The sequence below is a fragment of the Calidifontimicrobium sp. SYSU G02091 genome, assembly GCF_022631395.1.
Taxonomy (GTDB): Bacteria; Pseudomonadota; Gammaproteobacteria; order Burkholderiales; family Burkholderiaceae_C; genus Calidifontimicrobium; species Calidifontimicrobium sediminis.
The window spans coordinates 16,230-39,033 of record NZ_JALBGB010000010.1 but is presented as its reverse complement, the minus strand read 5'-3'; the positions used below and the strand labels follow the sequence as shown (position 1 = coordinate 39,033).

15 protein-coding genes and 1 tRNA gene are annotated in these 22,804 nt (G+C 71.9%); 3 read left to right on the top strand and 13 right to left on the bottom strand.

Going from position 1 to position 22,804, the window contains the following annotated elements; translation table 11 throughout:
- Positions 1 to 5: 5 nt before the first annotated feature.
- From MOJ79_RS08390 to rimP, 7 genes are all read right to left on the bottom strand, one after another.
- Complete coding sequence (locus tag MOJ79_RS08390; protein ID WP_241923749.1) at positions 6 to 980, bottom strand: DMT family transporter; 975 nt, start codon at positions 978 to 980, stop codon at positions 6 to 8.
- A 109-nt stretch (positions 981 to 1,089) separates the two neighbouring features.
- Positions 1,090 to 2,907, bottom strand: a complete 1,818-nt coding sequence (gene typA, locus MOJ79_RS08385) for a translational GTPase TypA (protein ID WP_241923748.1) — start codon at positions 2,905 to 2,907, stop codon at positions 1,090 to 1,092.
- Positions 2,904 to 3,848, bottom strand: coding sequence for a tRNA pseudouridine(55) synthase TruB (gene truB / locus MOJ79_RS08380; RefSeq protein WP_241923747.1), 945 nt, complete (start codon positions 3,846 to 3,848; stop codon positions 2,904 to 2,906). The genes typA and truB overlap by 4 nt, the downstream gene beginning before the upstream one ends.
- A gap of 1 nt (position 3,849) precedes the next feature.
- A complete protein-coding gene (rbfA, locus tag MOJ79_RS08375) occupies positions 3,850 to 4,215 on the bottom strand; it encodes a 30S ribosome-binding factor RbfA (protein WP_119286394.1) in 366 nt (121 codons plus the stop codon).
- Positions 4,216 to 4,288: 73 nt separating this feature from the next.
- Entirely contained in the window at positions 4,289 to 7,144 is a 2,856-nt protein-coding gene (infB, locus tag MOJ79_RS08370) for a translation initiation factor IF-2 (RefSeq protein ID WP_241923746.1), read from the bottom strand.
- A 49-nt stretch (positions 7,145 to 7,193) separates the two neighbouring features.
- On the bottom strand, positions 7,194 to 8,672 hold the full coding sequence (gene nusA, locus MOJ79_RS08365) for a transcription termination factor NusA (RefSeq protein WP_241923745.1): 1,479 nt from the start codon (positions 8,670 to 8,672) through the stop codon (positions 7,194 to 7,196).
- Positions 8,669 to 9,196, bottom strand: coding sequence for a ribosome maturation factor RimP (gene rimP / locus MOJ79_RS08360; protein ID WP_241923806.1), 528 nt, complete (start codon positions 9,194 to 9,196; stop codon positions 8,669 to 8,671). The genes nusA and rimP overlap by 4 nt, the downstream gene beginning before the upstream one ends.
- A 363-nt stretch (positions 9,197 to 9,559) precedes the next feature.
- On the opposite strand from rimP, the gene fabI reads away from it, so the two are divergent.
- The gene (gene fabI, locus MOJ79_RS08355; RefSeq protein WP_241923744.1) at positions 9,560 to 10,354 is read left to right on the top strand and encodes an enoyl-ACP reductase FabI; all 795 of its coding nucleotides are present in this window, start codon (positions 9,560 to 9,562) and stop codon (positions 10,352 to 10,354) included.
- A gap of 14 nt (positions 10,355 to 10,368) precedes the next feature.
- Here the strand turns inward: fabI and malQ are convergent, their stop codons facing one another.
- The 6 genes from malQ to MOJ79_RS08325 form a co-directional block, all read right to left on the bottom strand.
- The gene (gene malQ / locus MOJ79_RS08350) at positions 10,369 to 11,919 is read right to left on the bottom strand and encodes a 4-alpha-glucanotransferase (protein ID WP_241923743.1); all 1,551 of its coding nucleotides are present in this window, start codon (positions 11,917 to 11,919) and stop codon (positions 10,369 to 10,371) included.
- Positions 11,920 to 11,923: 4 nt separating this feature from the next.
- Complete coding sequence (gene glgX, locus MOJ79_RS08345) at positions 11,924 to 14,077, bottom strand: glycogen debranching protein GlgX (RefSeq protein ID WP_241923742.1); 2,154 nt, start codon at positions 14,075 to 14,077, stop codon at positions 11,924 to 11,926.
- A 4-nt stretch (positions 14,078 to 14,081) separates the two neighbouring features.
- Positions 14,082 to 16,289: a 1,4-alpha-glucan branching protein GlgB gene (gene glgB, locus MOJ79_RS08340; RefSeq protein ID WP_241923741.1), complete on the bottom strand. Its 2,208-nt coding sequence runs from the start codon at positions 16,287 to 16,289 to the stop codon at positions 14,082 to 14,084.
- 29 nt (positions 16,290 to 16,318) lie between these two features.
- Positions 16,319 to 18,826, bottom strand: coding sequence for a glycogen/starch/alpha-glucan phosphorylase (locus MOJ79_RS08335; protein ID WP_241923740.1), 2,508 nt, complete (start codon positions 18,824 to 18,826; stop codon positions 16,319 to 16,321).
- Between the two features lie 85 nt (positions 18,827 to 18,911).
- Positions 18,912 to 19,907: a glucokinase gene (glk, locus tag MOJ79_RS08330; protein ID WP_241923739.1), complete on the bottom strand. Its 996-nt coding sequence runs from the start codon at positions 19,905 to 19,907 to the stop codon at positions 18,912 to 18,914.
- Positions 19,900 to 22,164, bottom strand: coding sequence for an arginine/lysine/ornithine decarboxylase (locus MOJ79_RS08325; RefSeq protein ID WP_241923738.1), 2,265 nt, complete (start codon positions 22,162 to 22,164; stop codon positions 19,900 to 19,902). The genes glk and MOJ79_RS08325 overlap by 8 nt, the downstream gene beginning before the upstream one ends.
- A gap of 124 nt (positions 22,165 to 22,288) precedes the next feature.
- On the opposite strand from MOJ79_RS08325, the gene MOJ79_RS08320 reads away from it, so the two are divergent.
- A complete protein-coding gene (locus tag MOJ79_RS08320) occupies positions 22,289 to 22,669 on the top strand; it encodes a DUF2237 family protein (RefSeq protein ID WP_241923737.1) in 381 nt (126 codons plus the stop codon).
- A 44-nt stretch (positions 22,670 to 22,713) separates the two neighbouring features.
- Positions 22,714 to 22,804 (top strand) — tRNA-Ser (locus MOJ79_RS08315).

The following is a 22,804-nucleotide window of genomic DNA, read 5'->3' as shown; positions in this document are numbered from 1 at the left end:
GGTGTCTACGGCACCGAGTCTGCGCCGCGTGCGCCTTCTTCGCCTCGGGAGAAGCCCGTGCGCGCCGCTGCGGTGTCACCCGCCGCCGACGCCGGCCGGCGCAGCGCGAGCAGCTCGTGCACGACCAGCGCCCCCAGCACGAGCGCGCCGCCGGCCAGCACGGTCGACGACGGCGCCTCGCCAGCCCCGAGCCAGGCCCACGCGACCCCGAACACGACCTCCAGCAGCGCGAGCAGCGACACTTCGGGCGCGCTGAGCACGCGCGCGGCCGCCACCGCGAGCAGGCAGGGCACCGCGAGCTGCACGACGCCGAGCAGCGCGAGCCAGCCGACGTCGTGCGCCGTCGCCGCGAACGGCAGCGACAGCGGCAGCGTGGCCGCCGCCGACAGCACCGCGCCGACGAGCACGGCCGGCAGCATGTCGGGCGGCGGCGCAGCGTCGCCTTGCGCACGCTGGCGCAAACCCTGCAGCAAGGTCCAGTTGACCGCTGCCGCAACTGGCACCCCCAGCGCCACCGCGACGCCGAGTCCGTGCGTGCCGCCGGCGGCGCTGACGTCGCGGCCGTACATCCACGCGATGCCGGCGCCGGCCACCGCGATCGCCGCCCACGTGCGCGCCGCGAGCCGGTGGCCGAGCGCCGCGCGCGCCGCCAGCGCCGTGAACAGCGGCGCGACCGCCATCGTCACCAGCACGTTGGCCACCGTCGTCAGCGTCAGCGCGACCATGAACGCGGTGAACATCACGCTCCAGCACAGTCCCGACAGCCACAGCGCCGGCCCGCCGGTGCGCAGCGTGTGCAGCAGCGCCCGCGGGCCGCGCAGCCACGACAGCAGCACCGCGAGCGCCAGCGCGTTGAACGCGCTGCGCCAGAACGTGACCTCGAACGCGGCGGCCGCGTCGAGCAGGCGCGTGACGACGCCGGCGATGCTCCACAGCAGCGTCACCAGCACCATCAGTGCCACGGCCCGTCGATGTGTCATACGTTCAGCGGGCCGGCTGCGCCTGCCCTCGTTCCTCATGCTGGTGGCCCCGCCTGGCGGGGGGCGGGGGGTGCCCCATGGCGGCGCGCCGCGCGCGGCGCGAAGCCGCTCACGCGGCTTCGCGCTGCGCGCGCTTGCGCTCGTGCTCCTTCAGGAAGCGCTTGCGCAGCCGGATCGACTTCGGCGTGATCTCGACGAGCTCGTCGTCCTCGATGAACTCGACGGCGTACTCCAGCGTCAGCTCGATCGGCGGCGTCAGGCGGATCGCGTCTTCCTTGCCGCTGACGCGGAAGTTCGTCAGCTGCTTGGTGCGCACCGCATTGACGACGAGGTCGTTGTCGCGGTTGTGCACGCCGACGATCATGCCCTCGTAGACCGGGTCGCCGGGCTTGACGAACATGCGGCCGCGGTCGTCGAGCTTGCCCAGCGCGTAGGTGACGATCTCGCCGTCTTCCTGGCTCACGAGCACGCCGTTCTTGCGACCGGCGATCTCGCCCTTGTACGGCTCCCAGCCGTCGAAGATGTTGCTGATGAGCCCGGTGCCGCGCGTGAGGTTGAGGAACTCGGTCGAGAAGCCGATCAGCCCGCGCGCCGGGATGCGGTACTCGAGCCGCACGCGCCCGGCGCCGTCGGTCTCCATGTTGACGAGCTCGCCGCGGCGCTCACCGAGCGCCTGCATCACGGCGCCCTGGTGCTGGTCCTCGACGTCGCAGGTCACGAGCTCGATCGGCTCCATGCGCACGCCGTTCTCCTCGTGAAACACGACGCGCGGCTTGCTCACCGCCAGCTCGTAGCCCTCGCGGCGCATGTTCTCGAGCAGGATCGTCAGGTGCAGCTCACCGCGGCCCGAGACCTCGTAGACGCCGTCCTCGGCGGTGTCCTTCACGCGCAGCGCGACGTTGCTCTGCAGCTCGCGCTCGAGGCGGTCGCGGATCTGGCGGCTGGTGACGAACTTGCCCTCGCGCCCCGCGAGCGGGCTCGTGTTGACGCAGAAGTTCATCGTCAGCGTCGGCTCGTCGACCTGCAGCATCGGCAGCGGCCGCGGGTCGTCGGGGCTCGTGAGCGTGACGCCGATGCCGATGTCGTCGATGCCGTTGACGAGCACGATGTCGCCGGGGCCGGCACGGTCGGTCACGCGCCGCTCGAGGCCCTCGAACGTGAGCACCTGGTTGATGCGCCCCTTCCTCGACGGCCCGTCGGTGCCCTCGCAGACGAGCACGTCCATGCCCGGGCGGATCGTGCCGGCGTTGACGCGGCCGATGCCGATGCGCCCGACGTAGCTCGAGTAGTCGAGCGAGCAGATCTGCAGCTGCAGCGGCGCGTCGGGGTCGCCCTCGTGCGGCGGCACGTGCTTGACGATGGCCTCGAACAGCGGCGCGAGGTCGGTGCCGACCGTGCCCGGCTCGAGCGTCGCCCAGCCGTTGAGGCCCGACGCATAGACGACCGGGAAGTCGAGCTGCTCCTCGGTCGCGCCGAGCTTGTCGAACAGGTCGAATGTCGCGTTGATCACGTAGTCGATGCGCGAGCCCGGGCGGTCGACCTTGTTGACGACGACGATGGGCTTCAGGCCGAGGGCCAGCGCCTTCTTCGTGACGAAGCGCGTCTGCGGCATCGGCCCCTCGACGGCGTCGACGAGCAGCAGCACGCCGTCGACCATCGACAGCACGCGCTCGACCTCGCCGCCGAAGTCGGCGTGACCGGGCGTGTCGACGATGTTGATGTGCGTGTCTTTCCAGCGCACCGCGCAGTTCTTGGCCAGGATCGTGATGCCGCGCTCGCGCTCGAGGTCGTTGCTGTCCATCACGCGCTCGGCGACCTGCTGGTTGTCGCGGAACGTGCCGCTCTGGCGCAGCAGCTGGTCGACCAGCGTCGTCTTGCCGTGGTCGACGTGGGCGATGATCGCGATGTTGCGGATCGGTCGGGTCATGCGGGTTCTCGCGGGTTCAGCAGCCCGGCCACCTCGGCCGGGCTGAGCAGTCGGTCGGCGATCAGTTCGCCGGCGGTGATGTGCGCGCTGCCGAGGAACGCGCGCGGCTGCGGCCCGTAGACGCGCACCGCCGGCGCGTCGGGCAGCCGCACGCGCCGGCGCAGCCCGGTCAGGAAGCGCCCGGCCTCGTCGTCGGGCAGCGCGACGCGCGGCCAGTGGCCGACGAGCACGTCGGGCGGCAGCAGCAGCGCGTCGCGCTGCGCCTCGTCCATCGCCTGCAGCGCGTCGAGCGTGACGGCGCCATCCAGCGTCAGCGCGCCGCTGGCGGTGCGACGCAGCGCAGCGAGGTGTGCGCCGCAGCCCAGTGCCGCGCCGAGGTCCTCGGCGAGCGTGCGCACGTAGGTGCCCTTGCTGCAGACGACGTCGAGCACGAGCCGCTCGCCGTCCCACTCGACGACGTCGAGGCGCTGGATCGTCACGCGGCGCGGCGCGCGCTCGACGGTGAGGCCCGCGCGCGCGTAGTCGTACAGCGCCCGCCCCTCGTGCTTGAGCGCCGAGTGCATCGGCGGCACCTGCTCGATCTCGCCGACGAAGCGCGCGCAGGCGGCGTCGATCGCCGCGCGGTCGATGGACACGGTGCGGCGCTCGACGACGTCGCCCTCGGCGTCACCGGTCGTCGTCGTGACGCCGAGCGCGAGTGTGGCGCGATAGGCCTTGTCGGCGTCGAGGCTCGCCTGCGCGAACTTGGTCGCGGCGCCGAAGCACACCGGCAGCAGACCGCTGGCCAGCGGGTCGAGCGTGCCGGTGTGGCCGGCCTTCTCGGCGCGGTACAGGCGCTTGGCGCGCTGCAGCGCGTCGTTGCTCGACAGGCCCGCGGGCTTGTCGAGCAGCAGCACGCCGTGCACGGCACGGCGCGGCAGGCGCGCGCGCGGCTCGCTCACGTCAGTCGTCCTTCGCGCGGGTCTCGTTGGCGCGGCGGATCAGCTCGTTGAGCTCGGCGGCGCGTTCGGTCGTGCGGTCGAAGTGGAAGTGCAGCGTCGGCACGGTGTGGATCTGCAGCCGCTTGAACAGCCCGTTGCGCAGGAAGCCCGCCGCCTCGTTGAGCGCGGTCTCGCACTCGACGGGGTCGCCGACGAGCAGCGAGAAGTAGACCTTGGCGTGCGCGTAGTCGGGCGAAACCTCGACGGCGTTGATCGTCAGCAGGCCCACGCGCGGGTCCTTCAGCTCGCGGATCAGCTCGGCAAGGTCGCGCTGGATCTGGTCGGCCACGCGGTAGCTGCGGTTGGGAATGCTCTTCCTGTGACGCATCGGGACTCCTTTCGAAGCGCAAACCCCGCCTTCCTTGCGGTCGGCGGGGTGTGCAGTCGGGGACGACTCCGCCTTACAAGGTGCGGGCGACTTCCTTGATCTCGAAGAACTCGAGCTGGTCGCCTTCCTTGATGTCGTTGTAGTTCTTCAGCTTGATGCCGCACTCGAAGCCTTCCTTGACTTCGCGCACGTCCTCCTTGATGCGGCGCACCGACTCGACCTCGCCGGTGTAGACGACGACGTTGTCGCGCAGCAGGCGGAAGCGCGCACCGCGGCGCACGACACCCGAGGTGACCATGCAGCCGGCCACCGTGCCGATCTTCGAGGCGACGAAGACCTGGCGGATCTCGGCGCTGCCGATGATCTCCTCGCGCTGCTCGGGCGCGAGCAGCCCGCTCATCGCCGCCTTCACGTCGTCGACCGCGTCGTAGATGATGTTGTAGTAGCGGATGTCGACACCGCTGCTCTCGGCAAGCTTGCGTGCGCCGGCGTCGGCGCGCACGTTGAAGGCGATGATGACGGCCTTCGACGCGAGCGCGAGGTTGACGTCGCTCTCGCTGACCGCACCGACCGCCGCGTGCACGATCTGCACCTTGACCTCGTCGGTCGACAGCTTGAGCAGCGACGCCGACAGCGCCTCCTGCGAGCCCTGCACGTCGGCCTTGATGATCAGCGGCAGCGTGAGCACCTTGCCCTCGCCCATCTGCTCGAACATGCTCTCGAGCTTGGCGGCCTGGCGCTTGTTGAGCGCGACCTCGCGGTACTTGCCCTGGCGGAAGGTCGCGATCTCGCGCGCGCGGCGCTCGTCGGCGAGCACCATGAACTCGTCGCCGGCGGCCGGCACTTCGGTCAGGCCCTGGATCTCGACCGGGATCGACGGCCCCGCCTCGGTGGTGGGCTTGCCGTCTTCGTCGAGCATCGCGCGCACGCGGCCGTACGAGCTGCCCGCGAGCACGACGTCGCCGCGCTTGAGCGTGCCCGACTGCACCAGCACGGTGGCCACCGGGCCCTTGCCCTTGTCGAGCCGCGCCTCGATCACGAGGCCCTTGGCCGGCGCGTCGACCGGCGCCTTCAGCTCGAGCACCTCGGCCTGCAGCAGCACCTGCTCGAGCAGGTTGTCGATGCCCTGCCCGGTCTTGGCCGACACCGGGCAGAACGGCGAGTCGCCGCCGAATTCCTCCGGCACGACTTGCTCGGCGATCAGTTCGCTCCTCACCCGCTCGAGGTTGGCCTCGGGCTTGTCGATCTTGTTGATCGCCACGACGATCGGCACGCCGGCCGCCTTCGCGTGGTGGATCGCCTCCTTGGTCTGCGGCATCACGCCGTCGTCGGCGGCGACGACCAGGATCACGATGTCGGTGGCCTTGGCGCCGCGTGCACGCATCGCGGTGAACGCCTCGTGGCCCGGCGTGTCGAGGAACGTGATCATCCCGCGCGGCGTCTGCACGTGGTAGGCGCCGATGTGCTGCGTGATGCCGCCGGCCTCGCCCGCGGCCACGCGCGTCGAGCGGATGTAGTCGAGCAGCGAGGTCTTGCCGTGGTCGACGTGGCCCATCACCGTGACGACCGGCGCGCGCGGCTTGGCCTCGGCCTGCGACGCAGCGGCGCCCTCCTCGGCGAGGAAGGCCTCGGGGTCGTCGAGCTTGGCCGCGACCGCCTTGTGGCCCATCTCCTCGACGACGATCATCGCCGTCTCCTGGTCGAGCTGCTGGTTGATCGTGACCATCTGCCCGAGCTTCATCAGCTGCTTGATGACCTCGCTGGCCTTGACGCTCATCTTGTGCGCGAGGTCCGCGACCGAGATCGTCTCGGGCACGTGCACCTCGTAGACCTGCGCCTCGGCAGGCGGCACGAAGCTCGACTCGCCTTCACCGCGTTCGCCGCGGCGCGCGCCGCCACGCGGCGCCTTCCAGCCGCTGCGCGCGGCGCCGGCGCCAACGTCGGTGCGACCCTTGGCCAGCCCCGGGCGCTTGGCGCCATCGGCCCATGCCGACGACATCTTGTCGGCCTTGACCGACTTCTTGTCGCCGGGCTTGGCCGGTGCCGGCGCGGGCGTACCGGCACCCGGCTTCGGCCGGTGGATCGTGCCGGCGATGCCCGCCTTGGCCGCCTCGGCCGGCTTGGGCTCCTCGGGCTTCTTGGCCGTGAGCACCTTGCGCGGCTGCGCCATCATCGCGCGGATCGCGGCAGCCTCGGCCTCGGCCGCCTTGCGGCGCTTCTCGAGGTCGGCCAGACGCTGCTTCTCGGCGGCGTCGGCGTCGACGGCCTTGACCACGCGCAGCGCCGGCTTCGGCGCCTCGGCCGGCGCCGCCGGCGGCGCCGCTTCGACGGCCGGCGACGGGGCCGGTGCGGCCTTGGCCTTGGCGCCCGCCTGCTTCGCGGCAGCGGCGGCCTGCTCGGCTGCGGCGAGCTCGGCGGCCGCCTTCTCGGCAGCCTCGCGCGCACGCGCCTCGGCGGCCTCGCGCTCGCGCCTTTCCTGCTCCTCGCGCTGCCGGCGGCGCTCGGCCAGTTCCTCTTCCTGGCGCTTGAGCAGCTCGGCCTGGCGCTGCGCCTCTTCCTCGCGGCGCTGCAGCTCGGCCTCGTCGATCACCGGCGCGGCCGGCGCAGCCTCCTCGGCGGGCGCGGCCTCCTCGCGCTTGACGAACACGCGCTTCTTGCGCACCTCGACCTGGATCGTGCGCGCCTTGCCGCTGGCGTCGGCCTGCTTGATCTCGCTCGTGCTCTTCTTGACGAGCGTGATCTTCTTGCGCTCGCCGCCGGCGGTGCCGTGCACGCTGCGCAGGTACTCGAGCAGGCGCTCCTTGTCGTGCTCGGTCAGCGTGTCTTCGACCGAGCCCTTGCGCACGCCCGCCGACTGCAGCTGCTCGAGCAGCGTCGCCGCCGGGCGGTTCAGCTCGGCGGCCAACTGGGCGACGGTGGTGACTGCCATGGGGTGATTTTCCTTGCTGGGTGGGGCCGGGCCGGGTGTCGTGTCGCGCTCAGGCGGTGAACCAGTGTTCGCGCGCCTTCATGATCAGCGCCTTGGCCGCGTCGTCGTCGAGGCCGGTGATCTCGGTCAGCTCGTCGACGGCGAGGTCGGCCAGGTCGTCGCGCGTGTGGATGCCGGCGTCGGCGAGCTTGGCGATCAGGTCCGGCGTCAGGCCCTCGAGGTCGCGCAGGTCCTGCGACACCTCCTCGACCTTCTCCTCGCGCGCGATCTCCATCGTCAGCAGCGCATCCTTGGCGCGCGTGCGCAGCTCGTTGACGGTGTCTTCGTCGAAGGCCTCGATCTCGAGCATCTCGGAGATCGGCACGTAGGCCACCTCCTCGAGGCTCGTGAAGCCCTCGGCGATCAGGATGTCGGCGACCTCCTCGTCGACGTCGAGCTTGTCGACGAACAGGCGCCGGATCGCCTCGGTCTCCTGCGCCTGCTTGGCGGCGGACTCCTCGGCCGTCATGATGTTGATGCGCCAGCCGGTGAGCTCGCTGGCCAGGCGCACGTTCTGGCCGCCGCGGCCGATCGCGATCGCGAGGTTCTCCTCGTCGACGACGACGTCCATCGCATGGCGCTCCTCGTCGACGACGATCGACTGCACGTTGGCCGGCGCGAGCGCCCCGATGACGAACTGCGCCGGATCCTCGGACCACAGCACGATGTCGACGCGCTCGCCGGCGAGCTCGTTGGTCACCGCGTTGACGCGCGAGCCGCGCACGCCGACGCAGGTGCCGATCGGGTCGACGCGGCGGTCGTGGCTGACGACGGCGATCTTCGCGCGGCTGCCCGGGTCGCGCGCGCAGCTCTTGATCTCGAGCAGGCCCTGCTCGATCTCGGGCACCTCCTGGCGGAACAGCTCGATCATGAAGCCCGGCGCCGCGCGCGACAGCATGATCTGCGGCCCGCGCACCGTCGGGTCGACGCCGAGGATGAACGCGCGCACGCGGTCGCCGCTGCGCAGGTTCTCCTTCGGGATCATCTCGCTGCGCTTGAGGCGCCCCTCGACGCGGCCGCTCTCGACGATGAGGTCGCCCTTGTCGAGCCGCTTGACGGTGCCGACGAAGATCTTCTCGCCGCGCGCGAGGAAGTCGTTGAGCAGCTGCTCGCGCTCGGCGTCGCGGATCTTCTGCAGGATGACCTGCTTGGCCGCCATCGCGCCGATGCGGCCGATCGGCACCGACTCAATCGGCTCCTCGATGTAGTCGTCGACTTCGATGTCGGGAATCTGCTCCTGCGCCTCGAACAGCAGCACCTCGGCGTCGGGGTTCTGCAGACCGGCCTCGTTGGGCACGACGTGCCAGCGGCGGAAGGTCTCGTACTCCCCGGTCTCGCGGTCGATCGCCACGCGGATGTCGACGTCGCCGCCCTGCAGCTTCTTCGTCGCCTGCGCGAGCGCCGACTCGACGGCGCCGAACACGACGTCGCGATCGACGTTCTTCTCGCGCGAGATGGCGTCGACCAGCATCAGCATTTCGCGGTTCATTCCCTTCGACCTCCGTCAACCTCGTCGCCGTCCGGCGCCGTCGCCTGCGCACCCCGGCCCTTGCGACCCTTGAAATCCACTACCGGCACCAGCCGCGCCTCGCGCACTTCGTCGAGCGCGAAATCGAGCGCCTGCTCGCCGCCGGCCAGCACCAGCCGCCAGTGGCCGCCGTCGCCCGCGAGCAGCGTGCCGCGGTACTTGCGCCGGCCCTCGAGGGGCTCACGCAGCGTCACGTCGACCTCGGCGCCGGCAAAACGTTCGTAGTCGGCGGCCCGCTTGAGCGGCCGGTCGAGCCCCGGCGACGACACCTCGAGGCGCGCGTAGTCGCAGCCTTCGACCTCGAGCACATACTGCAACTGCCGCGTGACCGCCTCGCAGTCGTCGACCGTCACGAACTCGCCGCCGCCGGGATAGACGCGCCCCGGCACGCGGTCGATCGTCACGCGCAGCAGCCCGCGGCCCTCGCGCTCGATGTCGACGAGGTCGTAGCCGAGCCCCTCGACGGTGCGCGCGACCGCCGCCATCCAGGCCCCTGCGGACGACCCCCAGACCACCTCGGTGCCGCGCGCGCCGCGCCGCTCACGCGGGCCGGCAGCCCCGCCGCGCCCGCCCGGCGCGCCACGCGCGGGCGCGCCCCCGCGCGGCCGCGGCCCGCCGACGGGGCGGGGCGGCGTCTTCGAACCGGGGCGCGTAACGCGGGAAGCCAAGGCAGTGCGGGTCGTGGCGTGATTCGCGATCAAGCAAAAAAAATGGGCCGGATGACACCGCCCATTTGCAATCAGGAATTCAGTGAAGCGCGCATTATAAGGTCGCGCGAAAAGCCGTTCAAGGCGCGCTGCCGACCGTGCCAGAATCCGGCGCTGCTCGAAGACGCCCACGGAGACACGATGGCCTTTCTCGCCGGCAAGCGCCTGCTGATCACCGGTTTGCTGTCCAACCGCTCGATCGCCTACGGCATCGCGCGCGCCTGCCGGCGCGAGGGCGCCGAGCTGGCGTTCAGCTACGTCGGCGAGCGGTTCAAGGACCGCATCACCGAGTTCGCCGCCGAGTTCGGTTCGACGCTGGTGTTCGAATGCGACGTCGCCGACGACGCGCAGATCGAGCGCCTGTTCGCCCAGCTCGGCGAGGCCTGGCCGACCTTCGACGGCTTCGTCCACTCGATCGGCTTCGCGCCGCGCGAGGCGATCGCCGGCGATTTCCTCGACGGCCTGAGCCGCGAGGCGTTTCGCATCGCGCACGACATCTCGGCCTACAGCTTCCCGGCGATGGCGAAAGCCGCCGCCTCGCGCCTGAACCCGGGCGCTGCGCTGCTGACGCTGACCTACCTCGGTGCCGACCGCGTGGTGCCCAACTACAACACGATGGGGCTGGCGAAGGCCTCGCTCGAGGCCAGCGTGCGCTACCTCGCGGCCAGCCTCGGGCCGCGCGGCGTGCGCGTCAACGGCATCTCGGCCGGGCCGATCAAGACGCTCGCGGCCAGCGGCATCAAGGGCTTCGGCAAGATCCTCGATCTGGTCGAGCGCAACGCGCCGCTGCGGCGCAACGTGACGATCGACGACGTCGGCAACGTCGCCGCGTTCCTGCTGTCGGATCTGGCCGCCGGCGTCACCGCCGAGATCACCTACGTCGACGCGGGCTTCAGCCAGGTCATGGGCGGCATCGCCGACGCCAGCGAGTCCTGAGCGTCAGCGGCGCTTCAGGGCCGGTGCCCCTGCGCCGGGTGCTCCGGCAGCGCCAGGTGCGCCAGCGGCGCGCGCCCGCTGGCGGCGGTGATCGCACCGAGCCGCCGCCCCGGTTCGGGGCCGACCATCGCCCAGTCGAAGCGCCAGCGCCAGTTGCCCTCGACGGTGCCCGGCAGGTTCATCCGGTGCCGCCCGTCGAGGCCGAGCACGTCCTGCAGCGGGAACACGACCCAGTTCGCGACCGACGTGCTCGCGGCGCGGATCATCGCCCAGTGCACGTCGGCGCCGTCGCCGCAGCCGAGGTAGGCGGCGGCGAACGCGCGCTCGCGCGGCGAGCAGCGCTGCCACCAGCCGACGGCGGTGTCGTTGTCGTGCGTGCCGGTGTAGACGAAGGTGGCCGGCTCGTAGTGGTGCGGCAGGAAGCGGTTGCCGGCGTCGTCGCCGAACGCGAACTGCAGGACGCGCATGCCCGGCAGCCCGAAGCGCTCGCGCAGCGCGACGACGTCGGGGGTGATCACGCCGAGGTCCTCGGCGACGATCGGCAGCCGCCCGAGCGCGGCTTCGATCGCCTCGAACAGCGCCGCGCCGGGGCCGGCCACCCAGCGGCCGTCGACCGCGGTCGGGCAGCCGGCCGGGATCTCCCAGTAGCCGGCAAAACCGCGGAAATGGTCGATGCGGAACACGTCGGCCAGCGCCAGCGCGCGGCGCACGCGCGCCGTCCACCACGCGAAGCCGTCGGCGGCCATGCGCTCCCAGCGGTACAGCGGGTTGCCCCAGCGCTGGCCGGTGGCGCTGAAGTAGTCGGGCGGCACGCCGGCAACGACGGTGGGCTGGTGATGCTCGTCGAGAAAGTACAGGTCGGGCCGCGCCCAGCAGTCGGCGCTGTGGTGCGCGACGAAGATCGGCAAGTCGCCCATCACGGCGACGCCGCGTTCGCGCGCGTAGGCGTGCAAGGCGGCCCACTGCGTGTCGAAGCACCACTGCGCGAAGCGCCAGAACGCGGCCTCGTCGGCAAGCTCGCGCGCCGCGGCGGCCAGCGCCGCCGGCTCGCGCGCGGCCAGCGGCGCGTCCCAGGCCCACCAGCCCCCCTCGCCGCCGCGCGCGCAGTGCGCGCGGTCGATCGCCATGAACAGCGCGTAGTCATCGAGCCAGCCGGCTTCGCGGGCGCACCACGCGTCGAACGCGTCGCGTTCGCCCGGCATCGCGCGCGCGAAGAAGCCCGCGGCGGCCTCGCGCAGACGCTGCATGCGCCACGGCGCGACCTGCGGCCAGTCGGCCTCGTGCGTCGGGAATGCCGGCGCGGCGGCCGGCGGCAGCCAGCCGCGCTCGACGAGCGGCTCGAGCGCCACCATCAGCTCGCTGCCGGCGAACGCCGACACGCTCTGGTACGGCGAGTTCCCCGGACCGACCGGGTTGGTCGGCAGCAGCTGCCACAGCCGCTGGCCTGCGCCGGCCAGCCAGTCGACGAAGTGGTACGCCGCCGGCCCGAGGTCGCCGCAGCCGTGCGGGCCGGGCAGCGAGGTCGGGTGCAGCAGCACGCCGCTGGCGCGTTGGTTCAGGTCCATCGGGTCAGGCGGGCGGCGCCGCGTCGGGAGTCTCGTGGGCGAAGACGAGCAGCGCCGACGCCGGCGCCGCCAGCCGCGCGTGGCGGCCGAGCCCGTGCCCGGGCGCGAGCTCGCCGCTGGTGTCCAGCCGCAGACGCCACGGGCCGTCGGGCAGCACGAACGGCACCGCCACCGGCTCGGGGTTGAACAGCACGGCCAGCGGCACCGAGCGTTCGGCCTCCACCTGGCCCTCGGGCGTCGGGTCGCCGCGCAGGTTGATCACGCACGCGAACGCGTGCTGGCCGCCGTCGTGCCAGTCGTCGACCTGCATCTCGCGCCCGTCGGGGCGGTACCACACGACACCGCGCTCGCCGTTGCGCGCCGCGTCGGCGCGGAACCACACGTCGTGGTGCAGCGCCGGCTCGCTGCGGCGCAGCGCGAGCACCGCGGCCGTGAAGTCGACGAGCGCCGCGTCGGCGCGGCCCCAGTCGAGCCAGCCGATCGCGTTGTCCTGACAGTAGGCGTTGTTGTTGCCGTGCTGCGTGTGGCCGAGCTCGTCGCCGCCGTGCAGCATCGGCGTGCCCTGCGCGAGCAGCGTCGTGGCCAGCAGCGCGCGCTGCACGCGCGCGCGCCGCTGCCGGATCACCGGGTCGTCGCTCGGTCCTTCGTGACCGAAGTTGCACGCCGGCTCGCCGTCGCGGCCGTCGCGGTTGCCCTCGCCGTTGGCCTCGTTGTGCTTGTGCGCGTAGCTGACGACGTCGGCGAGCGTGAAGCCGTCGTGCGAGGTGACGTAGTTGACCGACGCGCTCGGCCGCCGTTGCCCGTGCTGGAACAGGTCGCTGCTGGCGGTGAAGCGCCGCGCGAGCTCGCCGCGGCCCACGCCGCGGTGCAGCCAGAAGCGGCGCACGCTGTCGCGGAACTTGTCGTTCCACTCGAGGAAGCGGCCCGGGAAGCGCCCGAGCTGGTAGCCGTCGTAGCCCAGGTCCCACGGCTCGGCGATCAGGTGCGCGCGCGCGAGCGTCGGGTCCTGCCGCAGCGCGACGAAGAAGGCGCTGTCGGGGTCGAAGCCGTGGTGCCGTGTGCGCCCGAGCACCGGCGCGAGGTCGAAGCGGAAGCCGTCGACACCCATCTCGTGCACCCAGTAGCGCAGCACGTCGAGGACGAACTGCGTCACGCGCGGGTGCGCGACGTTGACGGTGTTGCCGCAGCCGCTGAGGTTCTCGATGCGGCTCGGGTCGTCGGCGCGCGCGCGGTACCAGCTCGCGTTGTCGAGCCCGCGCCACGACAGCGTCGGCCCGTTCTCGTCGCCCTCGGGCGTGTGGTTGAAGACGACGTCGATCACGACTTCGAGGCCGGCGTCGTGCAGCCCGGCCACCGCCGCGCGGAACTCGGCGGCCACCGCCTGCGGGTCGCCGCGCACGGCCGCGGTCGCGAAGCGCGGGTCGGGACAGAAGAAGCCCAGCGTGTTGTAGCCCCAGTGGTTGACGGCGCCGCGCTCGACGAGGCCCATCTCGTCGAGGTGCCACTGCACCGGCAGCAGCGACAGCGTCGTCACGCCGAGCCGCCGCAAGTGCGCCACCGCGGCCGGATGCGCCAGCGCGGCGTAGGTGCCGCGCAGCTCGGGCGGCACCGCGTCGAGGCGCTGCGTGAAATTCTTGACGTGCGTCTCGTACAGCACGAGGTCGGCGGTGCGGTGGCGCGGCGCATTCGCGACGCCGGGCGCGACCGCCGGCGGCGGCGCGACGCGCGCCTTCAGCGCGTGCACCGCGTTGTCGCGCCGGTCGGGGGCGCGGTTGCCGTCGGGGTGGCCGACCTCGTAGCCGAAGTGCTCGGGCCGCCAGCGGAAGTGGCCGACGATCTCGCGCGCCCACGGGTCGAGCAGCAGCTTGTGCGGGTTGAAGCGGTGCCCGCGCTCGGGCTGCCACGGCCCGTGCGCGCGCAGCCCGTAGACCAGCCCCGGCCCGGCGCCGTCGAGGAAGCCGTGGAACACGCCGTCGCGCGGGCCGTACAGCTCGTAGCGGCGCACCTCGCGCGCGCCGGAGGTGTCGAACACGCACAGCTCGATGCGCTGGGCGTGGTCGGACCACACGGCGACGTTGACGCCGCCGTCGCGCGCGAGCGTGCCCAGCGGCTCGGTGCGGCCGGGCTGCAGGCGCGCGGGCAGGCGGAATCCGGGCATCGCGTCAGGCCGGACCGAGGAACAGCGTGGCCAGCGGCGGCAGGTCGAGCACGATCGAGCGCGCGCGGCCGTGCGCCGGCACCTCGTGCACCGCGAGCTCGCGCCCGCCGTTGCCCAGGTTCGAGCCGCCGTAGTAGGCCGAATCGGTGTTGAGCCACTCGCGCCACGCGCCGGGCCCGTCGGGCACGCCGAGCCGGTAGCCGTGGCGCGGCACCGGCGTGAAGTTGCACACCACGACGACGGCGCCGCCGGCGTCGTCACGCCGCACCCACGCGTACACCGAGTCGGCCGCCTCGTGCACCGCGATCCACTCGAAGCCGGCCGCCTCACTGTCGAGGCGGTGCAGCGCGCCCTCGCGCCGGTACAGCGCGTTGAGGTCGCGCACGAGCCGCTGCACGCCGGCGTGGCGCTCGTGCTGCAGCAGGTGCCACGGCAGCTCGACGTCGTGGTTCCACTCGCCGGGCTGTGCGAACTCCTGCCCCATGAACAGCAGCTTCTTGCCCGGGTGGCCCCACATGAAGCCGTAGTACGCGCGCAGGTTCGCGAAGCGCTGCCAGTCGTCGCCGGGCATGCGCCCGAGGATCGAGCCCTTGCCGTGCACGACCTCGTCGTGCGACAGCGGCAGCACGAAGTTCTCGCTGAACGCGTAGATCAGCCCGAACGTCATCTTGTCGTGGTGCCAGCGGCGGTGCACGGGGTCTTCGCGCATGTAGGCCAGCGTGTCGTGCATCCAGCCCATGTTCCACTTGTAGTGGAAGCCCAGACCGCCGGCGTAGGTCGGCGCCGTGACGCCGGCAAACGCGGTCGATTCCTCGGCCACCGTGATCGCGCCGGGGCACTGCGCGCCGACGACCTCGTTGACGCGCTTGAGGAACGCGATCGCCTCGAGGTTCTCGCGCCCGCCGTGCACGTTGGGCACCCACTGCCCTTCCTCGCGCGAATAGTCGCGGTACAGCATCGACGCCACCGCGTCGACACGCAGCCCGTCGACGCCCAGGCGCTCGATCCAGTACAGCGCGCTGCCGACGAGGAAGTTGCGCACCTCGTGGCGGCCGAAGTTGTAGATCAGCGTGTTCCAGTCGCGGTGGAAGCCTTCGCGCGGGTCCTCGTGCTCGAACAGCGCCGTGCCGTCGAACCGCGCCAGCCCCCAGGCGTCGGTCGGGAAGTGGGCCGGCACCCAGTCGACGAGCACGCCGAGGCCGTGCGCGCGGCACGCCTGCACGAAGCGCACGAAGCCGGCCGGGTCGCCGACGCGCGGGCGGCCGTCGGCGGGCGCCGAGAAGCGCGCGGTCGGCGCGTACAGCGCCAGCGTCTGGTAGCCCCACGAGCCGTCGAACGGGTGCTCGCTGACCGGCAGCAGCTCGACGTGCGTGAAGCCGAGGTCGGCGGCGTAGGCCGGCAGGTGCGCAGCGAGCAGGTCCCAGTCGTGGAAGCCGCCGTCGGGGTGGCGCCGCCACGAGCCGAGGTGCACCTCGTAGATCGACACCGGCGCGCGGCGCGCGTTGGTCTCGGCGCGCCCCGGCGGCAGCGGCTGCGCGGGCGGCAGCGGTGCGACGACGCTCGCGGTGGCCGGGCGCAGTTCGCACGCGCGCGCGTACGGGTCGGCCTTCAGCGGCAGCACGGTGCCGTCGCGCGTGCGCAGCTCGTACTTGTAGCGGTCGCCGATGGCGACGTGCGGCACGAAGATCTCCCACAGGCCCGCGCCGTGGTGCAGCCGCATCGGGTGGCGCCGCCCGTCCCAGCCGTTGAAGTCGCCGACGACGCTCACGCGCTGCGCGTTCGGCGCCCACAGCGCGAAGCGCACGCCGCCCACGCCGTCGACCTCCATCGCGTGGGCGCCGAGCACCGTGTACGGGCGCAGGTGGCTGCCTTCGCCGAGGTAGTAGATCTCGGTCGGGTCGATCAGCGAGCCGTAGGCGTAGGCGTCGGCGAGCTGCTGCTCGCGCCCGTCGGCCCAGGTCACGAGCAGGCGGTATGCGAAGCGCTCGGCGCGGTCGGGCACCACGCCCTCGAACAGCCCGTCGCCGTGACGCAGCGTCAGGTTGGCCACGCGGCGGCCGCCGTCGCGCTCGAGCACCGCGACCGCGTGCGCACCGGGCAGCAGCGCGCGCACCCACAGCACGCCGCGCGCGTCGGCGTGCAGTCCGAGCACGGCGAACGGGTCGGGGTGGCGCGCCTCGACGAGCGCCGCGACGTCGGCTTCGCCCAGCATGCCCTCGCTCCCGCCTGTCCCGTGCGGCCTCACGGCACGTGCGACCAGATGCGCTCGACGTAGTCGCGGACCGTGCGATCGCTCGAGAAGTGGCCCATGCCGGCGATGTTGCGCAGCGCCTTCTCGGCCCAGCGTGCCGGCGTGCGGTACAGCGCGTCGACCTCGCGCTGCGCACGAAGGTAGTCGTCGAAGTCGGCCATCAGCATGTAGCGGTCGTGGTCGAGCAGCGGCTCGATCAGGCTGCGGTAGCGCCCGGGGTCGCCGGCGCTGAAGTCGCCGCGCAGCAGCGCGTCGATCACGCCGCGCAGCCGCGCGTCGTGCTCGTAGTGCGCGCGCGGCTGGTAGCCCTCGGTGCGGCGCTGCGCGATCTGCTCGGCGCGCAGCCCGAACACGAACAGGTGCTCCTCGCCGATGGCCTGCGCCATCTCGATGTTGGCGCCGTCCCAGGTGCCGATCGTCAGCGCGCCGTTGAGCGCGAACTTCATGTTGCCGGTGCCCGACGCCTCGAGCCCGGCGGTCGAGATCTGCTGCGACAGGTCGGCCGCCGGCATGATCACCTCCGCCAGCGAGACGCTGTAGTTCGGCAGGAACACGACCTTGAGCCGGTCGCGCAGCCGCGCGTCGGCGTTGACGACCGCGGCGACGTCGTGCGCCAGGCGCACGATGGCCTTCGCGGCGCGGTACGCCGACGCCGCCTTGCCCGCCAGGATCACGGTGCGCGGCACCCAGTCGGCTTCGGGGTCGGCGAGCATCGCGTGGTAGCGCGCGATCACGTGCATCAGGTTCAGCAGCTGGCGCTTGTACTCGTGCACGCGCTTGACCTGCACGTCGAACAGGCTGTCGGGATCGACGCGCACGCCGACCTCGCGCTCGATCAGCGCGGCCAGCCGCAGCTTGTTGGCGCGCTTGACCTTCATTACCGCACGGCCGAGCCGGCGGTCGGTGGCGTGCGCGGCGAGCTTGTGCAGGCGGTCGAGGTCGCGGCGCCAGGTCGCGCCGAGCTGCTCGTCGATCAGCGCGGCCAGCCCCGGGTTGGCCTGCATCAGCCAGCGCCTGGGCGTCACGCCGTTGGTGACGTTGGTGAAACGGTCGGGGAACAGGTGCGCGAAGTCGGCGAAGATCGACTGCACCATCAGCTGCGAGTGCAGCTGCGAGACCCCGTTGACGCGGTGCGCGGCGACGATCGACAGCGCAGCCATGCGCACGCGCCGCTCGCCCGACTCGTCGATCAGCGACACGCGGCGCAGCAGGTCGTGGTCGTGCGGGTGGCGCCGGCGCACGTCGTCGAGGAACAGGTGGTTGATCTCGTAGACGATCTCGAGGTGCCGCGGCAGCAGCGACTCGAACATCCACACCGGCCAGGTCTCGAGCGCCTCGGGCAGCAGCGTGTGGTTGGTGTAGCTGATCGCCTTGTGCGTCTGCGCCCACGCGCTGTCCCAGTCGAGCCCGTGCACGTCGATCAGCAGCCGCATCAGCTCGACCGGCGCCAGCGCCGGGTGCGTGTCGTTGAGGTGGATGACGTTCTTGTCGCCGAAGTTGTCGATGCGGCCCTGCTCGCGCAGGTGGCGCTGCACGATGTCCTGCAGCGACGCGCTGACGAGGAAGTGCTCCTGCTTCAGCCGCAGCTCGCGCCCGGCCGGCGTGCTGTCGTCGGGGTACAGCACCCAGTTGAGGATGTCGGCCTCGATGCGCTCGCGCCCGGCCTCGACGTGCTCGCCGCGGCAGAACAGCTCGAAGTCGATGCTGCCGGTGGCGCGCGCGCGCCACTGACGCAGCGTCGAGACGCGCTCGCTGCCCGGCGCCGGCACGATGAAGTCGTAGACGTTGGCCAGCACCGTCTTGGCCGGCACCCAGCGTCGCCGTCCGTCGGCGGACTCGACGCGGCCGCCGAAGCCGACCTCGTACTGCAGCTCGGGACGGCGCACTTCCCACGGACTGCCGCCGCCGCGCAGCCAGTCGTCGGGCTCCTCGACCTGGCAGCCGTCGACGATCTTCTGCGCGAACATGCCGTACTCGTAGCGCGGGCCGTAGCCGAACGACGGCAGCCCGAGCATCGCGAACGAGTCGAGGAAGCACGCCGCCAGCCGCCCGAGGCCGCCGTTGCCGAGCGCGGCATCACGCTCGCGTTCGAGCACGTCGGCCGGCGCGAGCTTGGACGCCGCGAGGTGGCGGCGGAACTCGTCGTCGAGGCCGAGGGCGGCCAGCGCATTGCCGAGCGCGCGGCCCATCAGGAACTCCATCGACAGGTAGTGCACCCGCCGCGGCGGCGCCTCGCCGCGGGCCGGCGCGCGCTTGCGCGTCAGCAGCGCGAGGTCCTCGGCCTGCGTCGCCGCCCAGCGGCGCTCGAGTTCGCCCATGCACACGGCGGCGGCCGCACGCAGCCACACGTCGGGCGGCGAGCGGCGCGCGTCGGCGATGCCGTCGGCACGGCGCAGCAGCTGCTGGTCGAGCGCGTCGTGGAACACGCTGCGCACCGACGGCAGCGCCCGCCGGCGCGCCGACGGCGCCGGGCGCGTGGGGACGGAACGGGTCGTCACGGCCTCTCCCTGCGATTTCTTGTGGTTCAGGTCAAAAAGTATGCGCCACGCGGCGCGTGCCGACGCCTGACCGCGCAGCCCGAGGTCAGGCGTCGGGCGCCGCGTCGAGCGCCGCCGCGGCACCAGCCAGCGTCGCGTGCGGATCGACGATCAGCGGCGTCGGGGTCGCGGCCAGGTACGGCGCGAAGCGGCCCTTGGCCTCGAAGCGCGCGCGAAAGCGCGACGCCGCGAAGCGCTCGGCGAAGCGCGGCACGATGCCGCCGCCGACGTACAGCCCGCCGCGCGCACCGAACGTGAGCGCGACGTTGCCGGCGAAGCTGCCGAGCAGCGCGCAGAACGTGTCGAGCGTGCGCGCAGCCAGCGCGTCGCCGCCGTCGAGCGCGGCCTGCACGATGGCCGGCGCATCGAGCGCCGGCGCAGCGATGCCTTCGACCGCAGCCACGGCACGGTGCAGCACCGGCAGCCCGATACCCGACAGCAGCCGCTCGGCCGACACGTGCGCGAACTCGCGCCGCGCATGCGCGACGACGGCCTGCTCGTAGTCGTCGCCGGCGGCCAGCGTCGCGTGCCCACCCTCGCCCGCCACGGCGTGCCAGCCGCACGGCGTGCGCACCAGAGCGGCGACGCCGAGCCCGGTGCCCGGACCGACGACGGCGCGCGTGCCGTCCGGCGGCGGCCACGGCCCGAGCACGCGCAGGTGCTCGGGCGGCAGCGCCGGCAGCGACAGCGCGAGCGCCTCGAAGTCGTTGAGCACGCGCAGCCGCTCGACGCCGAGCGCCGCGCGCAGCTGCGCGCGCGTGAACGACCAGCGCGCGTTGGTCAGCGCGATCGGCTCGCGCCCGACGGGCGTCGCGACAGCGAACGCCGCCGCGCGCGGCGCATGTGCGAGCGCGCCGTCGGCGCGGCGCGCGTCGAGGTACGCGCGCGCCGCCTCGGCCGGGCCGGCGAAGTCGGCGGTGCGCAGCGCCTGGACGTGGCGCACGCCGCCGCCAGGCTCCTCGACGAGGCCGAAGCGCGCGTGCGTGCCGCCGACGTCGGCCACCAGCCACGGCAGCGGCGCCGCGACGGCGGCGTCAGTCATCGCGCACGCAGTCGACGGCGTAGGTCTTGCGGCCGTCGGCGTCGACGTCCTCGATCAGACCGTGCACGTCGGTCGCGAAGCCGGGGAACGCGGCGTTGAACGAGCGCGCGAAGCGCAGGAAGTCGACGATCTTCTTGTTGAAGCGCTCGCCGGGGATCAGCAGCGGGATGCCCGGCGGGTACGGCGTCAGCAGCGAGGTCGTGATGCGCCCCTCGAGGCGGTCGATCGGCACGCGCTCGGTGCGGCGCTTGGCGATGCAGGCGTAGGCGTCGGTGGGCGTCATCGCCGGCTGCAGGTCCGACAGGTACATCTCGGTCGTCAGCCGCGCGACGTCGCCCTCGGCGTAGGCCTCGTGGATCGCCTGGCACAGGTCGCGCAGCCCCATGCGCTCGTAGCGCGTGTGCTTGGCGACGAACTCGGGCAGGATGCGCCACAGCGGCGCGTTCTTGTCGTAGTCGTCCTTGAACTGCTGCAGCGCCGTCAGCAGCGTGTTCCAGCGGCCCTTCGTGATGCCGATCGTGAACATGATGAAGAACGAGTACAGCCCCGTCTTCTCGACGACCACGCCGTGCTCGGCGAGGAACTTGGTGACGATGCCGGCCGGGATGCCGGTCTGGTCGAACTTGCCGTTGACGTCGAGCCCGGGGGTGATGATCGTGCTCTTGATCGGGTCGAGCATGTTGAAGCCCGCCGACACCTCGCCGAAGCCGTGCCACGCATCGCCGGCGGTGAGCACCCAGTCGGCGGCGCGACCCACGCCCTCCTCGGCGAGCTGGTCGGGACCCCAGACGGTGAACCACCAGTCGTGGCCGAACTCGCGCTCGACCTTGCGCATCGCGCGGCGGAAGTCCAACGCCTCCTTGATGCTCTCCTCGACGAGCGCGGTGCCGCCGGGCGGCTCCATCATCGCCGCGGCGACGTCGCAGCTGGCGATGATCGCGTACTGCGGACTCGTGCTGGTGTGCATCAGGTACGCCTCGTTGAACAGGTGGTGGTCGAGCCCGACCTGCTGCGAGTCCTGCACCAGCACCTGCGACGCCTGCGAGAGCCCGGCGAGCAGCTTGTGCGTCGACTGCGTCGAATAGACCACCGTCGAGACGGGCCGCGCGCGCTTCTTGCCCATCGCGTGGTAGCTGCCGTAGAACGGGTGGAACGCGGCGTGCGGCAGCCATGCTTCGTCGAAGTGCAGGTTCTCGACCCAGCCGTCGACCATGCCCTTGATCGTCTCGGTGTTGTAGAGCACGCCGTCGTAGGTGCTCTGCGTCAGCGTCATGATGCGCGGGCGCACCGTCTTCGCGTCGACGCCCTGCAGCAGCGGGTGCGCGGCGATCTTCTTCTCGATCGCCTCGCGCGAGAACTCGTGCTGCGGGATCGGGCCGATGATGCCGTAGTGGTTGCGCGTGGGCGTCATGAACACGGGGATCGCCCCGGTCATGATGATCGAGTGCAGGATGCTCTTGTGGCAGTTGCGGTCGACCACGACGACGTCGCCAGGCGCCACCGTGTGGTGCCAGACGATCTTGTTGCTCGTGCTCGTGCCGTTGGTGACGAAGAAGCAGTGGTCGGCGTTGAAGATGCGCGCCGCGTTCTTCTCGCTCGCGGCCACCGGGCCGGTGTGGTCGAGCAGCTGGCCGAGCTCCTCGACGGCGTTGCACACGTCGGCGCGCAGCATGTTCTCGCCGAAGAACTGGTGGAACATCTGCCCGACCGGGCTCTTCAGGAACGCGACACCGCCCGAGTGCCCCGGGCAGTGCCACGAGTACGAGCCGTCCTGCGCGTAGTCCATCAGCGCCTTGAAGAACGGTGGCGCGAGCCCGTCGAGGTAGGCCTTGGCCTCGCGGATGATGTGGCGCGCGACGAAGTCCGGCGTGTCCTCGAACATGTGGATGAAGCCGTGCAGCTCGCGCAGGATGTCGTTCGGGATGTGCTGGCTCGTGCGCGTCTCGCCGGCGAGGTAGATCGGGATGTCGGCGTTGCGGAAGCGGATCTCGCGGATGAACTTGCGCAGCGCCTCGACGGCCGGCCCTTCCTCGCCGCCTTCGGCGGCGATCTCCTCGTCGTCGATCGACAGGATGAACGCGCTGGCGCGGCTTTGCTGCTGCGCGAACTGGCTGAGGTCGCCGTAGCTCGTCGTGCCGAGCACCTCGAAGCCTTCCTTCTCGATCGCCTGCGCAAGCGCGCGGATGCTCAGCCCCGAGGCGTTCTCGGAGCGGAAGTCCTCGTCGATGATGACGATCGGGAAGTGGAAGCGCAGCATGGCAGCGGTCCTCGCGGGCGACGGAAGGCGACAAAAACGGCGCAGTGTAGGCCCGTTCCCACGACGCGCTCGTGGCACGGCGCACTGGCTAGACTGTCCGCGTTCGCTGTCACGCCTGCCGCCGATGACCCCGAAGCCCGCGAAGAACGTGCTCGGCACCGACCTCGTGCCGTGCTCTTACGACCCGCTGACCGGCTGGTACCGCGACGGCTGCTGCCACACCGACGAGCACGACCTCGGCAGCCACGTGATCTGCGCGCGCGTCACGGTCGAGTTCCTGAACTTCCAGTTCGAGCGCGGCAACGACCTGATCACGCCGCGGCCCGAGATGCGCTTCCGCGGCCTGAAGCCGGGCGACCGCTGGTGCGTGTGCGCGCTGCGCTGGGTCGAGGCGGTGCGCGCCGGCTGCGCACCGCCGGTGGTGCTCGAAGCGACGCACGAGCGCGCGCTGCACTACGTGACGCTCGAGCAGCTGCAGCAGCACGCCTGGAGCGCGGTGGGATAATCCGCGCCTCGTCGATCGGCGTGCCGCACGCCGACCGTCCCCGCGGAGGGATGGATGAGTGGTTTAAGTCGCACGCCTGGAAAGCGTGTGTGGGTCAACAGCCCACCGCGGGTTCGAATCCCGCTCCCTCCGCCA

Bases quoted from the DNA above. Each gene is read 5' to 3' on its own strand.
- MOJ79_RS08390 (WP_241923749.1), bottom strand. From the start codon at position 980: ATGACACATCGACGGGCCGTGGCACTGATGGTGCTGGTGACGCTGCTG.
- typA (WP_241923748.1), bottom strand. From the start codon at position 2,907: ATGACCCGACCGATCCGCAACATCGCGATCATCGCCCACGTCGACCAC.
- rbfA (WP_119286394.1), bottom strand. From the start codon at position 4,215: ATGCGTCACAGGAAGAGCATTCCCAACCGCAGCTACCGCGTGGCCGAC.
- infB (WP_241923746.1), bottom strand. From the start codon at position 7,144: ATGGCAGTCACCACCGTCGCCCAGTTGGCCGCCGAGCTGAACCGCCCG.
- nusA (WP_241923745.1), bottom strand. From the start codon at position 8,672: ATGAACCGCGAAATGCTGATGCTGGTCGACGCCATCTCGCGCGAGAAG.
- rimP (WP_241923806.1), bottom strand. From the start codon at position 9,196: ATGGCGGCGGTCGCGCGCACCGTCGAGGGGCTCGGCTACGACCTCGTC.
- fabI (WP_241923744.1), top strand. From the start codon at position 9,560: ATGGCCTTTCTCGCCGGCAAGCGCCTGCTGATCACCGGTTTGCTGTCC.
- malQ (WP_241923743.1), bottom strand. From the start codon at position 11,919: ATGGACCTGAACCAACGCGCCAGCGGCGTGCTGCTGCACCCGACCTCG.
- glgX (WP_241923742.1), bottom strand. From the start codon at position 14,077: ATGCCCGGATTCCGCCTGCCCGCGCGCCTGCAGCCCGGCCGCACCGAG.
- glgB (WP_241923741.1), bottom strand. From the start codon at position 16,289: ATGCTGGGCGAAGCCGACGTCGCGGCGCTCGTCGAGGCGCGCCACCCC.
- glk (WP_241923739.1), bottom strand. From the start codon at position 19,907: ATGACTGACGCCGCCGTCGCGGCGCCGCTGCCGTGGCTGGTGGCCGAC.
- MOJ79_RS08325 (WP_241923738.1), bottom strand. From the start codon at position 22,164: ATGCTGCGCTTCCACTTCCCGATCGTCATCATCGACGAGGACTTCCGC.
- MOJ79_RS08320 (WP_241923737.1), top strand. From the start codon at position 22,289: ATGACCCCGAAGCCCGCGAAGAACGTGCTCGGCACCGACCTCGTGCCG.